Source organism: Poseidonocella sedimentorum (genome assembly GCF_900116005.1).
GTDB lineage: Bacteria > Pseudomonadota > Alphaproteobacteria > Rhodobacterales > Rhodobacteraceae > Poseidonocella > Poseidonocella sedimentorum.
In genome coordinates this window covers 256,717-269,832 of record NZ_FOYI01000004.1, presented here as the reverse complement: position 1 = coordinate 269,832, position 13,116 = coordinate 256,717, and the positions used below count along the sequence as shown (strand labels likewise).

The following is a 13,116-nucleotide window of genomic DNA, read 5'->3' as shown; positions in this document are numbered from 1 at the left end:
CAGGCCGGGAGCGCCGATGATCGTCGAGACCATGATCGAGGAGGCCCGCTGGGCCGAGCTGGAGCTGGAGGCGCTTGCCGAGCGGGCGGCGGCGGCGGCATTGGTGCATCTGGGGCTCGGGGAGGCGTGGGAGATTTCCCTGCTGGCCTGCAACGATGCGCGGGTTGCGGAGCTCAACGGGGAGTTTCGCGCCAAGGACCAGCCGACCAACGTGCTCTCCTGGCCCTCCGAGGAGCGCGGGGCCGAGGCCGACGGCGGCGCGCCGATCCCGCCCGATCCGGCAGGCGATCCCGAGCTTGGCGATATCGCCATCGCCTGGGAGACCTGTGCGCGGGAGGCCGACGCGGCGGGCAAGCCGATGGCCGATCATGTGACCCATCTGGTGGTCCATGCGGTGCTGCACCTGTTGGGTTATGACCACACCCGGGAGGCAGATGCGACCCTTATGGAAGATTTGGAGCGCGAGATACTTGGCAAACTGGGGCTGCCTGACCCATATTCATTGGATAATGGAGTATGACTCCCATGGAAAGGGACGATGGGCGAGAGTTCTGACGGGTCTTCTGCTGCGGCGCAGAGCGCGCAGCCGGAAGGCCAGAGTAGTAGTGTGAAGGGCGGCGGGTTCCTGCGCCGTCTGTTTGGCGGGCCTGGGCCCGGAGCGGTACAGGGGCCGCAGTTCAACACCGATATCGTGGACGTGGCCAAGCGGCCAAAGCACGGGCTGTTCAACCTGCGCCAGAAGCGGGTCGAGGATGTGGCGGTGCCCAAGGCCGAGATCGTGGCCGTGCCGGACGATATTTCCAAGGATGACCTGCTGGGCGTGTTCCGCGAAAGCGGGCTGACGCGGCTGCCGGTGTTCAAGGGCACGCTCGACACGCCCATCGGCATGGTCCACCTCAAGGATTTTGCACTCACCCACGGGTTCAACGGCTCCGGGCGCTACACGCTTTCGGAAATGCTGCGCCCGCTTGTCTTCGTCCCACCGTCGATGCCGCTCGGGGTCCTGCTCGCCAAGATGCAGACCGAACGGCGGCACATGGCGCTGGTGATCGACGAATATGGCGGGGTCGACGGGCTGGTGACGATCGAGGATCTGATCGAACAGGTCGTGGGCGAGATCGAGGACGAGCACGATCTGGAGGAAGACACGCTCTGGACCGAGGAGCGGCCGGGCAGTTTCCTCGTTCAGGCGCGCGCGCCGCTGGCCGATTTCGAGCACGCGGCGGGGCTTGCGCTCACCGATGATCCCGAGATCGACCGCGAGGAAATCGACACGCTCGGAGGGCTGGTCTTCATGCTGGCGGGCCGGGTGCCCGCGCGCGGAGAGGTGGTCCCGCACCCGTCGGGCCTTGAGTTCGAGGTGGTCGACGCCGATCCGCGCCGGATCAAGCGGCTGCGCGTCCGGTTGCGCGAGGCCGCGGAGTGACAGCAGACAAGGCCGCCCCCGCCGGGGCAGCACCGAAGGCCGCGCGCCGAGCCGCTCGCGGGGGGCGTGTGCTTGCCGCGCTCGGAGCCGGGGCGCTGGCCGCGGCGGGGCAAGCGCCTGTCAACCTGCCGCTTCTGGGTCTCGCCGGTCTTGTCCTCGCGGTCTGGCTCTTCGGCCGGAGCGGGACGGTGCGCGCGGCGCTGCTGACCGGGCTCTGCACCGGCGTCGGCTATTTCGCGATTTCGCTCGCATGGATCGTCGAACCCTTCCTCGTGGATGTGGCGCGCCACGGCTGGATGGCGCCCTTTGCGCTGGTGCTGATGGCCGGCGGGCTCGCGCTCTTCTGGGCGGGGGCATTCGGCGCGGCTCGCTATCTCGTTCCGGCGCGCGGTGCTGTGCTGCCGGCGCGGGCGGCGCTTGTCGGGCTCTGGACGCTGGCGGAACTCACCCGCGCCCATGTGCTGACCGGCTTTCCCTGGGCCATGCCGTCGCAGGCGCTGGTCGATGTCATCGCGGGGCAGGGGGCGGCCTTGATCGGCCCCCACGGGCTCAACCTCGCGCTCTTCGCCGCCGCCGCGCTCATTGCCCCGCCGAGCCCGCGCGCCTGTGCCATTCCCGCCGGGCTCGCTGCGGCCGCGCTCCTGCTCTGGCCCGTGCCGCCCGCGCCGCCCGGCCCCGAGGACCGGCCCACCGTGCGCCTCGTGCAGCCCAACGCGCCGCAGGATGAGAAGTGGGATCCGACCCGGACCCATGTTTTCCTCAACCGCGCGCTCGACTATACCGCCGCGCCGGGCGCGCCGGACGTTATCGTCTGGCCCGAAACGTCGGTGCCCTACCTGCTGGACTACGCCGAGCCGCTGCTCGCGGACATTGCCGAGGCCGCCCGGGGCGCACCGGTCGCGGTCGGGGCGATGCGCTTTGAGGGCGAGGCGCTGCATAATTCGCTGGTGCTCGTCGGGCCGGAGGGGCGCGTCTCGGCGCTCTACGACAAGCACCGGCTGGTGCCCTTCGGTGAATACATGCCGCTCGCGGGGCTCGCCGCCCGGTACGGGCTCTTCGGGCTCGCCACCGACCGGCTCGGCGGCTACACGCCCGGCGCGCGGCCCACGCTGCTGGAAATCCCCGGCATCGGCTGGGCCCAGCCGCTGATCTGCTACGAGGCGGTCTTTCCGCAGCAGATCCTGCGCGGCCATGACCGCCCCGATCTGCTGCTGCAAATCACCAACGACGCCTGGTTCGGCCGCATCTCGGGCCCCTATCAGCACCTCGCACAGGCGCGAATGCGTTCCATCGAACAGGGGCTCGCCGCGATCCGCGTGGCCAATACCGGCGTCTCCGCGGTGATCGACCCGCAAGGGCGCATCCGGGGGCAGATCAGCCTCGGCGAGGCCGGGTTTCGCGATGTCGCGCTGCCGGAGGGGCGCAGCCCGACGCCCTACGCGCGCTTCGGTGACACTCCGTTAACCCTCGCCGTCCTAGCACTTCTGGCAGCCACAGCGCTCCGCCGCGCACGGCACAGTCATTGACCTTTCGCACCACAAGGCATAGGGCCTTTGGTTCAACACCGTCACAACGGCTTCCTGACGTGGCGGATTACACATATTGGAGCACTTCCCGATGAGCCGCCAAAGTTATGTCTTCACTTCCGAGTCCGTCTCGGAGGGCCACCCGGACAAGGTCTGCGACCGGATTTCCGACGCCGTTCTCGACGCCTTCCTCGCGGAGGAGCCCGAGGCGCGCGTCGCCTGCGAGACCTTCGCCACGACCGACCGCGTGGTGATCGGCGGCGAAGTGGGCCTGTCCGATCCGGCACGTCTGGCCGAGAAGAAGGACGAGGTCGAAGCCATCGCGCGCGAGTGCATCCGCGACATCGGCTATGAGCAGGACAAGTTCCACCACGCAACCTGCACCGTGACCAATCTGCTCCACGAACAGTCGGCCCATATTGCCCAAGGCGTCGATGCGGCGGCCGACAAGGAGGAGGGTGCGGGCGATCAGGGCATCATGTTCGGCTACGCAACGAACGAAACCGAGGCACTCATGCCGGCCCCGATCCAATACGCCCACGCGATCCTGCGACGGCTCGCCGAGGTGCGCAAGGACGGCACCGAGCCGACCCTGCGGCCCGATGCGAAAAGCCAGATCTCGGTGCGCTACGAGGGCGGAAAGCCGGTGGGCGTGACGTCCATCGTTCTGTCTACCCAACACGCCGACGAGAGCCAGTCGAGCGCCGACATCCGCGCGATTGTCGAGCCCCATATCCGCGACGTGCTGCCCGAGGGCTGGATCACGGGCGAGACCGAATGGTGGGTCAACCCGACCGGCAAGTTCGTCATCGGTGGCCCGGACGGGGACGCCGGGCTCACGGGCCGCAAGATCATCGTCGACACCTACGGCGGCGCGGCGCCCCACGGCGGCGGCGCGTTTTCGGGCAAGGACCCGACCAAGGTGGACCGCTCAGCGGCCTATGCCGCGCGGTATCTCGCCAAGAACGTGGTCGCAGCCGGGCTTGCCGAACGCTGCCTCATCCAGCTCAGCTACGCCATCGGCGTCTCCAAACCGCTGTCGATCTATGCCGATACCTTCGGCACGGGCGAGGTCGCGCCAGAAGCCATCGAGCGCGCCGTCGCCCGGGCGATGGACCTGACCCCGCGCGGAATCCGCGAACACCTCTCGCTCAACCGCCCGATCTACCAGCGCACCGCGGCCTACGGCCACTTCGGCCGCGCCCCGGAAGACGATGGCGGGTTTTCGTGGGAGCGCACCGACCTCGCCTCGGCGCTCACCGCCGCCCTCTGATCACGCGGAGGCGCGCGTTCCGCGCGCCACGACATCTCTCGGCACAGGCCCTCACGGGCCCGTGCCTCGGGCCGCCCCGTCCCACCGTCATGCGGGAAAGGGATTGATGCGCCCGGCCCCCGGCGCTAGGACGCGCGCCATGACGAAGGACAGCTCTCATCCCAGCGGCGCCCCGTGGCGCAACTTCTATGGCCGGCTCAAGGGCAAGTCCCTGCGCCCCTCGCAGCAGGCCTATCTCGCCGAGGATCTCGCCAAGCTCTCGCCCGGCCCCGTCACCTGGGAGGACAACCCCGATCGCGCGCCGCTCGATCTCGCGGCGCTCTTCGGCGATCGACCGGTCTGGCTCGAGATCGGCTTCGGCGGCGGCGAACACCTCGTGCATCAGGCCACGCTCAACCCCGATATCGGCATCATCGGCTGCGAGCCCTACATCAACGGCGTCGCCATGCTCCTGGGCAAGATCCGCAAGGCCGAAGTCTCCAACCTCGCGATCCATCCCGGCGATGTGCGCGATCTCTTCGACGTCCTGCCCGCCGCTGCGCTCTCCCGCGCCTATCTGCTCTATCCGGACCCCTGGCCCAAGAAACGCCACCACCGCCGCCGTTTCGTCACCCCGGACTACCTTGCCCCGCTGGCCCGCGTCCTGGCCCCCGGTGCCGAGCTGCGCGTCGCGACGGACATCCCCGACTACGTGCGCCAGACGCTCGAAGAAGTCCCGCGACAAGGCTTCGAATGGCTCGGCGAGTCCGCTTCCGACTGGCGCGACCCTTGGGAGACGTGGGAGAGCACGCGCTACGAATCCAAAGCCCTGCGCGAAGGCCGCACGCCCCACTACTTGCGCTTTCGCCGCCTCTGACCGCTTCTTCTCTTGAGAAATACTCCGGGGGAGGCCGCGGCAGCGGCCGGGGGCAGCGCCCCCCGAACGCTCAGAATTCCCAGCCGAGCGAAATCTGGCATTCGTTGACCGAATACTCGGCAAAGGCCACGTTCGAGCGGCTGCGCAGGTGGCTGCAGCGCAGCTGCGGGCGCAAGCCAAACGCCGTCACGCGACTGTGTGACGCTGTCAGGCGCAGCGAGGAAAACCGATCGGCGCGCGGGCTGCTCAGCAGGGGGTAGTCGGCATCGAAGTCTCGGCGTCCGATCTCTGCTCCCGCGCCAAGGGCAAGGCCGCTGTCCCATCGCCGCTCCACGTCAAGAGACAGGCTGCGCGCGTGATAAGCCTGATGCGCGGCCTCCGGCTCCGCCAGCGTGAACGAAAGGCCCGCGCGCCCGCGCAACCTCGGCGTAAAGAGATGCTCCCAGCTCAGGGCAAGGCGGCTCACCGGCCCGTCGCGGTAGCTCTGTTCGTCGTAAGCGCGCCACTCTCGACTGAGCGTGACCCCGACCAGATCCCGAGGGGAGACCTGCCGCCCCAGAGCGAGGTGCATCCCGCGCGCCGTGACGCTCGCGCCATCGTTGCGCGCTTCCCGCCGGGTGTAGAGCTGCAGCTGCCAATGCCCCCGGGCGCCGCGCGCCTCGTAGCCGAAGGAGAGCTGGCCCGTGCTGCGGTCGAACGTCGTCTCGCTGTAGCGGGTCTGTCCGAGCGACCAGCGCAGGATCGGCCCGCGCCCCGCCGCGCCGGGGGGCTGCAGCCGCCCGGATATCCCGTAGGAGAGGCCCACGCCGGAACGCGCTTGCGAGCCCTCTGCGATCTCGAAATCGCCCAGATCGGTCTCCATCCGGCCGCGCAGGGTGCCGCGGTTGATGTTGCTGGAGGGGGCGAGCGCCACATGGCCTGTAAGGCGCAGCGGCCGGCGCGCCGAGAGTTCGGCGAGAAACCGGCGGTAGCCCGCGCGCATCCGGGGATTGTCGTCCTCGGCCAGAAGCATTGCGAATTGACGTTCGGCGGCGGCGTACTTCCCCTCCATCAGGAGCGTATGGGCGAGCTCGCGGCGGGCATTGATCCGGTTGGGGGCTGCGCGGAGCACCTCGCGAAACGCTGCGCTGGCGGTATCCAGCGCGCCGCGGGCCTTGGCGATGCGGCCTTCGAGGAAGAGCACGTCGAGCGCATCGCCGCCGCTGGCCTCCAGCCGGGCGCGGGCGGTCTCGATCTGGCCGGTGTTGATCAGACGGGAGAGGTCGCTGTCGGAAACCGGCGCGGCCTCGGCGGCGGGCATGGCAAAGCACAGGGCCGCGAAAATCGCGCCTGCCAGATGCCGGATGCCGAAAGAATATGCCATGGAGCCTTATGCCCAGAACATGGTTACCGATGTGTAAGCCCGGCCCCGGGCTCCCGGTTCAATCGGCGATGAAGACCCCGGTCAAAACCCCATCCGGCCCGCTCTCGGCAAAGGCCCCGCCGACCTCGTCGGGGATGCCGTCCTCAAGCCCGTAAAACCCGCCCGCCGCTTCGCTCAATGTCGCGCCGCCGGTCAGGTCCGTCGCGGCGCCGCCGCTGCGAGCTGAGAAGCTCCCGCCGGAAAAGCCGTTTCCGGAGATCGTCATATCGCTGATTGCGATGCTGTCGAGCGGGGCGGCCACGCTCGCGCCGCCGCTGTCGCGGGCGGAGAAATTGTCCATCGTGACGCTCACCCGGCCGGCCCCGAAATCGGCGCTCACGCGGCTGTCGCCGGTCATCGAGGTCTGGCCCGAGGATTGGAAAACGTCCACCACGGCGTCGCCGTTGTAGCTCGCCGAGCCCGAAGCGGGGACGTCCCCGGCGCTTGTGGCGATCCCGACCACGCCGACCGCGTCGTAGTCCGATCCGCCATCCTCGTAGCCCATGATGAAGGTCGAGACGTATTCGTATGTGCCGCCGTCATCGGCCAGCCCGCTGACGAAGGCCGCGCCGCCCGCCCCGTCGGAGAGGAAGCCCACAGAATCGGGCCCGTCACCGTCGGTCAGGCTGTAGACATCATCGGCGAGGGTGGTCGCGCCGGTGCGGTGATTGATCGTGCCCGAGAGCGTCGCCGTCTCCAGCAGGACCGTGCCTGAGCCGTCGCGCGCGGTGCGGTAGGCCTGCCCGGCGAGGGTGCTGCTGGCGTTGTCGGTGCTTTTGAGGATGCGATAGGCTTGGGTCTCGCCGTCCGGCCCGCCCGGATCGCGCACCGTCTCCTCGCCCTCGCCGCCGCCACCGCCGCCGCATCCCGCGAGCGCCAGCCCCAGCAAACCAATCGATCCGATCTGTCTCAGCACCATCATGCGCTCCGCCAACCTTTCTGGCCTTTGGGGGCATAGAACGCGCGCAGCATTTCTATTCCGTTTACCCTGTCGCGCAGGATAGATCGCATTTGAATGATTTCGTCGCTGCGGGCCTCCTGACAGCGGCGGCGCGCCCCGCGCCCGCAGGCGATGGACGCCGCTTGCCCCCTGCGCTATCAGTCCGGCGAGTTTCGCATTCGCGCCCGAAGAGAAGGCCCGCCCATGTCCGCCCACGGCACTCCCATCCCCATGACCGCCCGCAAATCCGGCCCGCTGACCGGCGTGGCCGAGGTGCCCGGCGACAAGTCGATCTCGCACCGCGCGCTCATTCTCGGGGCGCTCGCGGTGGGCGAGACCCGGATCACCGGGCTGCTGGAGGGGCAGGACGTGCTCGACACGGCCCGCGCGATGCGCGCCTTTGGCGCCGAGGTGACGCAGGAGGGGCCGGGCGCCTGGTCGGTCTATGGCGTGGGCACGGGCGGGTTCGCCGAGCCAGATCAGGTCATCGACTGCGGCAATTCCGGCACCGGCGTGCGCCTCATCATGGGCGCGATGGCGACCACACCGATCACCGCGACATTTACCGGCGACGCCAGCCTCAATTCCCGCCCCATGGCCCGGATCACCGATCCGCTGGCGCTCTTTGGCGCGCAGGCGATGGGCCGCGCGGGCGGGCGGTTGCCGATGACGATCCGGGGCGCGGAAAGCCCCATCCCCGTGCGCTATGCCACGCCGGTGCCCTCGGCGCAGGTCAAATCCGCCGTGCTGCTCGCGGGGCTCAACGCGCCGGGCGAGACGGTGGTGATCGAACGCGAGGCGACGCGCGATCACTCCGAGCGGATGCTGGCGGGCTTCGGCGCGACCGTGCGCACCGAGCAGAGCGACGAGGGCCGGGTGATCACGCTCACCGGCCAGCCGGAGCTCAAGCCCCAGACCATCGCCGTGCCGCGCGATCCCTCCTCGGCGGCCTTCCCGGTCTGCGCCGCGCTGATCACCGAAGGCTCGGACGTGCTGGTCCCGAATATCGGGCTGAACCCGACGCGCGCGGGGCTCTTCACCACCCTGCGCGAGATGGGCGCGGACCTCACCTACGTGAACGAACGCGAGGAGGGCGGCGAGCCTGTGGCCGACTTGCGCGCGCGCTACTCGCCCGACATGCGCGGCATCGAGGTCCCGCCCGAGCGCGCCGCCAGCATGATCGACGAATACCCGATCCTCTCGGTGATCGCGGCCAATGCGACCGGGCGGACGGACATGCCCGGCGTGCGCGAGTTGCGGGTCAAGGAAAGCGACCGGATCGACGCGATGGCCGTGGGGCTCCGGGCCTGCGGCATCACGGTCGAGGAGGGCGAGGACTGGTGGGCCGTGGAGGGGCGCGGGCCCGGCGGCGTGCCCGGCGGCGCGCGCTGCGCCAGCCGGCTCGACCACCGCATCGCCATGTCCTTCCTCATCCTCGGGCTCTCGACGCGCGAGGCGGTCAGCATCGACGACGGCGGGCCGGTGGCCACCTCCTTCCCGATCTTCGAGCGGCTGATGGGCGATCTCGGCGCCAAGCTGGAGCGGGACGGGGCATGAGCTTCACCGTTGCCATCGACGGCCCCGCCGCCGCCGGCAAGGGCACGATCAGCCGCGCCGTCGCCGCCGAATTCGGCTTTGCCCATCTCGACACCGGGCTGCTCTACCGCGCCGTTGCGCGCCGCAGTCTCGCGGGCGAAGATCCGGTTGCCGCGGCGCAAGCGCTCACCGCTGAGGACCTCGCCGACGAGGCCGCCTTGCGCACCCGCGCGGTGGCGAGCGAGGCGAGCAAGGTCGCGGTCTTGCCCGAAGTGCGCCAGGCGCTGGTGGACTTCCAGCGCGCCTTCGCCGCCCGCGCGGGCGGCGCGGTGCTCGACGGGCGCGACATCGGCACGGTGATCTGCCCCGAGGCCGCGGTGAAACTCTTCGTGACGGCCAGCGCCGAAGTGCGCGCGCGCCGCCGCTGGAAGGAGCTGGCCGAGGCGGGCGAAGAGGCCGAATTCGAAGCGATCCTGGCCGATGTGAAAGCCCGCGACGAAAGAGACCGCTCGCGCGCCACGGCGCCGCTTTTGGCGGCAGCGGACGCGGTGGAGATCGATACCTCGGATCTCAGCATTGATGAGGCCGTCGCCGCCGCTATTCTCGCCGTGACCCGCAAACGCGACGCCTGAGGATAAAATGCCAAAATTTTTCGACCGCGAGATGCCCGCCTTCGGGGTGGGCGCCATGTCCTTCGCCGAGTTCTATGGGCCCACCACGGAGGCGAATTCCTACGCCATTCTCGACGCCGCGCGCGAGGCGGGCGTGGTGCATATCGACACCTCGAATGTCTATGGAATGGGCCGCTCCGAACGCGCCATCGGCGCCTGGCTCAAGGCCAACCCGGGCGCGCGCGCGGGGTTACACATCGCCACCAAGGGCGGGATCACCAAGGACGCGGAGGGCCGGCGCTGTTTCGACAACTCGCCCGAGCATCTGGAGGCGGAGCTCGACGGCTCGCTGGCGCGGCTCGGGGTCGATTGCGTCGATCTCTACTACGTCCACCGGCGCGAGGCCGAGCGGCCGATCGAAGAGGTGGCCGAGACGCTCAAGGGGCTGATCGCCAAGGGCAAGACCCGCGCCATCGGGTTCTCCGAAATCGCGCCAAGCTCGCTGCGGCGGGCGCAGGCGGTGGTGCCGGTCGCGGCGGTGCAATCGGAATATTCGCTCGCCACGCGCTTCCCCGATCTGGGCCTCGTCCAGACTTGCGCCGAGCTTGGGGTCGCGCTTGTGGCCTTCTCGCCCGTGGGCCGTTCGCTCCTGACGGACGCGCCGCTGGGGCCGGACGCCGTCGCCAAGCTGCCGTTCCTGACCTCCAACCCCCGGTTTCAGGCGCCGAACCTCGCCGTCAACCTCGCCATCACGGACGGTTTCCGCGCGCTTGCCTGCGAGATGGGGGAGCCCGCCGAAGCGCTCGCGATCGCCTGGCTGCTGACCCGCGGCGAGCATGTCTTGCCGATCCCCGGCACCCGCAGCGTGGCCCACTTCAAGGCCCTCCTGCGCGGCACGCAGATCACGCTCTCGGCGCAAGACCTCGCCCGAATCGACGCGGCGCTCCCCGTCGGCTGGGCCCATGGCGACCGCTACAACGCCGAGCAATGGATCGGTCCGGAGCGCTATTGCTGACGGGGTAGGGGCCGCGTCAGCCCTTGGCCTTTGTTTCGCGCGTCAGGCCTCTTCGCCCTGTTCCGCGTCGAATGCCGTGCGGGCGGAATCGATTGTCGTGAGGTTGTCGAGCGCCCATTGCGCCATGCCTTTCACCGGGCCCGCGAAGGAGAGGCCGAGGTCGGTCAGGGCGTATTCCACCTTGGGCGGAATCGTCGGGTATTGGGTGCGGCTGACGAGCCCGTCGCGCTCCATATGGCGCAAGGACAGGCTGAGCATCCGCTGCGAAATCCCCAGCTGACGCTTGAGTTCGTTGAACCGCATCTTGCCCGAGAGCAGGCTGAACACGATCAGCACGCTCCAGCGATCCCCCACGCGGGAGAGCACTTCGTTGATCTGGCCGCATTGCGGGCAATGTGTGCCGTCCGGTCCTTGCATGTCCTTGAGTTCCTTGAGGTAACACCGGTGTAACCGGGTATGCGGAATGTGCCTTCTTGCGGCGGGCTCAGTATCGAATATATCGCCGGTATCTGAATTATACCACCCCTCGGGCGCCTGTGGCACCCCGGGCAGAAAGGACGCAAGACATGACACAATCGACCCTCACAGAGGCTCTCAACTGGCGCTATGCGGTCAAGAAGATGGACCCGGCCAAGACCGTGCCCGAAGAGAAGCTGGCCAATATCCTGGAGGCGATCCAATATGCGCCGACGTCCTCGGGCTTGCAGCCTTTCGAGGTGTTTGTCGTCACCAACCCCGAGGTCAAGGCCAAGCTGCGCGCGGCGGGTATGAACCAGCCCCAGCTCGAAGAGGCCTCGCATGTGCTCGTCTTCGCGGCCTGGGACAACTACTCCGCCGAGCGGATCGACGATGTGGTCGCGCTGCACACCGAGGCGCGGGGCGGCATGACCGAAGACGGCAAGGCTTACTACGAGATGCTGAAGTCGATGTACCTGCCGCGCGATGAGCAGGTGAACGCCGACCACGCGGCGCGGCAGGCCTATATCGCGATGGGCTTCGGGCTGGTCGCGGCGTCGATGGAGAAGGTGGATGCCACGCCGATGGAAGGCTTCATTCCCGATCAGGTCGACGAGATCCTCGGGCTGCGGGACAAGGGCCTGCACGCGGCGGCGATCGTGGCGCTCGGCTATCGGGCCGAAGAGGGCGACTGGCTGCAACCGCTGAAGAAGGTGCGCAAGCCGCAGGAGACGCTGTTTACGAAAGTGGCGTAAAACTGGCGCGGGGCGATGTGCCCCGGGCCGCGCCCTCCTTTCCCCGCAGGAGGGCGCGGCCCTCTGACGCAAACGAGTGACCGGGGTTCACCGATCAGAACACAGCTTCAGCCCCCCGGGGGCAAAACCCCGGTTGGCGGCTGGCGTCTGGGGACGCGGCTGTGTCGTATCTGGTGCACACCGCCACCGAAGCGGCGATCACGTGGTAAGGCGAGGTGGCGCCACCCCTTGGGGTGCGGCGGTCTCGTGATCCTGCGGAGGCATTACCTCCCGGGCCGGCGGTCGCGGAAGTCCCCCCGGTCTGGGGAGGCGAGACCTGTCGTCGTTGCGGCGGATGATCCGCCCGGTACCGGGGAGAGGGTTTAAAGCCCGCGCCTTTCCGGGATCTTACCCCACCGCGCGCCCGCGCCCCGGCGCGGTACCCCATCCGCCGCAAACGCCCTGTCGCAGCGCGCATGTCCCCATCCGGCAAGTTGCCAAGTTCGGGGCATCACGGCAGTATCGCCGGCATTGATCCGCAGTGACGCGGAGGTGCCATTTGATTTGGAAAAAGGCGATTGGCCATGGCCGAACACGCGGAGACGGCGCCCGGGGCGGCGGCGATCTGGGAGAGCGACCTTCTTGAGTTCGCCGCATTGGGCGACGCTTACACCAATCTCGTGCAATCGCTGGATGACAGCCGGACCATTTCCATCGAAGCCGGATTCGGGAGGGGTAAAACGTTCTTCCGCGAGCGCTGGGCGAAGCAACTGACGGAAGCAGGCGAACTTGTTGTCGAGATCGACTTGCAAAAATCGGACCACACTGGCGATCCGGTCATTACATTGCTGGGGGCTTTGCTCGCAAAGGTGCCCAAAAAGGAAACTGACCGCTGGAACAGGGCCGTGGACGCCAGCAAGAAATGGGGTGGCGTGGCGGCAAAGGTGACGCTCAAGGCTGTGCTGAGGGACGGCGCGGGAGAGTTGGCCGATGCGTTTTCTTCGGGCGAGGCCTCTGTTGTTGGTGATCTTGCGGACTCGGTTGTGAAGGACGCGGGTAAGGAGATGTCCAACTTCGCGGGGCGGATGATCGAGGCGCAGCTTGCCACCGAGGAGGCACGAGCGAACATCAAAGACAACCTTACAGCGCTACATGAAGCTCTCACCGAGGGGCGGGACCGCCCCAATCACGAAGCGATCCTCGCCGCCGTGCACCGGATGAAGGCGGAGTAGGCCCCGGGCTTGCCTTTCCGCGCTCAGGGGCCTATACCCGCGCGCGTCGACACAAGGCGAGCAGGGCCTGAGACATCAACGAACAGGCAGGGTCGGACCACCGGCCCTC

General features: G+C 68.5%; 13 protein-coding genes and 1 riboswitch. Of the genes, 10 read left to right on the top strand and 3 right to left on the bottom strand.

Annotation, left to right across the window (positions count from 1 at the left end):
- The first annotated feature begins 16 nt into the window (after positions 1 to 16).
- The 5 genes from ybeY (at position 17) to trmB (ending at position 5,081) form a co-directional block, all read left to right on the top strand.
- Positions 17 to 520, top strand: coding sequence for an rRNA maturation RNase YbeY (gene ybeY, locus BM353_RS08265; protein WP_092079170.1), 504 nt, complete (start codon positions 17 to 19; stop codon positions 518 to 520).
- An 18-nt stretch (positions 521 to 538) separates the two neighbouring features.
- Complete coding sequence (locus tag BM353_RS08260; RefSeq protein WP_092079167.1) at positions 539 to 1,426, top strand: hemolysin family protein; 888 nt, start codon at positions 539 to 541, stop codon at positions 1,424 to 1,426.
- A complete protein-coding gene (gene lnt / locus BM353_RS08255) occupies positions 1,423 to 2,952 on the top strand; it encodes an apolipoprotein N-acyltransferase (RefSeq protein ID WP_092079164.1) in 1,530 nt (509 codons plus the stop codon). The genes BM353_RS08260 and lnt overlap by 4 nt, the downstream gene beginning before the upstream one ends.
- 35 nt (positions 2,953 to 2,987) lie before the next feature.
- Positions 2,988 to 3,036: riboswitch (SAM-SAH riboswitch) on the top strand.
- A gap of 7 nt (positions 3,037 to 3,043) precedes the next feature.
- Entirely contained in the window at positions 3,044 to 4,225 is a 1,182-nt protein-coding gene (metK, locus tag BM353_RS08250; protein WP_092079161.1) for a methionine adenosyltransferase, read from the top strand.
- 139 nt (positions 4,226 to 4,364) lie between these two features.
- Positions 4,365 to 5,081 carry a tRNA (guanine(46)-N(7))-methyltransferase TrmB gene (trmB, locus tag BM353_RS08245; protein WP_092079159.1) on the top strand — a complete coding sequence of 239 codons (717 nt, stop codon included), beginning with the start codon at positions 4,365 to 4,367 and terminating at the stop codon, positions 5,079 to 5,081.
- A gap of 70 nt (positions 5,082 to 5,151) precedes the next feature.
- On the opposite strand, the gene BM353_RS08240 is transcribed toward trmB, so the two are convergent.
- Positions 5,152 to 6,444, bottom strand: coding sequence for a surface lipoprotein assembly modifier (locus BM353_RS08240; protein WP_092079156.1), 1,293 nt, complete (start codon positions 6,442 to 6,444; stop codon positions 5,152 to 5,154).
- Between the two features lie 58 nt (positions 6,445 to 6,502).
- Positions 6,503 to 7,405 carry a transferrin-binding protein-like solute binding protein gene (locus tag BM353_RS08235; protein WP_092079153.1) on the bottom strand — a complete coding sequence of 301 codons (903 nt, stop codon included), beginning with the start codon at positions 7,403 to 7,405 and terminating at the stop codon, positions 6,503 to 6,505.
- 222 nt (positions 7,406 to 7,627) lie between these two features.
- On the opposite strand from BM353_RS08235, the gene aroA reads away from it, so the two are divergent.
- The 3 genes from aroA to BM353_RS08220 are packed head-to-tail and all read left to right on the top strand — an operon-like array spanning position 7,628 to position 10,585.
- Positions 7,628 to 8,980, top strand: coding sequence for a 3-phosphoshikimate 1-carboxyvinyltransferase (gene aroA, locus BM353_RS08230; RefSeq protein ID WP_092079150.1), 1,353 nt, complete (start codon positions 7,628 to 7,630; stop codon positions 8,978 to 8,980).
- Positions 8,977 to 9,591, top strand: coding sequence for a (d)CMP kinase (gene cmk / locus BM353_RS08225; protein ID WP_092079148.1), 615 nt, complete (start codon positions 8,977 to 8,979; stop codon positions 9,589 to 9,591). The genes aroA and cmk overlap by 4 nt, the downstream gene beginning before the upstream one ends.
- Positions 9,592 to 9,598: 7 nt before the next feature.
- Positions 9,599 to 10,585: an aldo/keto reductase gene (locus tag BM353_RS08220; protein ID WP_092079145.1), complete on the top strand. Its 987-nt coding sequence runs from the start codon at positions 9,599 to 9,601 to the stop codon at positions 10,583 to 10,585.
- A 42-nt stretch (positions 10,586 to 10,627) separates the two neighbouring features.
- Here BM353_RS08220 and BM353_RS08215 read toward each other — a convergent pair whose 3' ends face one another.
- A complete protein-coding gene (locus tag BM353_RS08215) occupies positions 10,628 to 11,002 on the bottom strand; it encodes a winged helix-turn-helix transcriptional regulator (protein ID WP_092079142.1) in 375 nt (124 codons plus the stop codon).
- A gap of 149 nt (positions 11,003 to 11,151) precedes the next feature.
- On the opposite strand from BM353_RS08215, the gene BM353_RS08210 reads away from it, so the two are divergent.
- Together BM353_RS08210 and BM353_RS08205 are read left to right on the top strand one after the other, a co-directional pair.
- On the top strand, positions 11,152 to 11,796 hold the full coding sequence (locus BM353_RS08210; protein WP_092079139.1) for an NAD(P)H-dependent oxidoreductase: 645 nt from the start codon (positions 11,152 to 11,154) through the stop codon (positions 11,794 to 11,796).
- A 563-nt stretch (positions 11,797 to 12,359) separates the two neighbouring features.
- On the top strand, positions 12,360 to 13,007 hold the full coding sequence (locus tag BM353_RS08205; RefSeq protein ID WP_092079136.1) for a P-loop NTPase fold protein: 648 nt from the start codon (positions 12,360 to 12,362) through the stop codon (positions 13,005 to 13,007).
- The last annotated feature ends 109 nt before the right edge of the window (positions 13,008 to 13,116 follow it).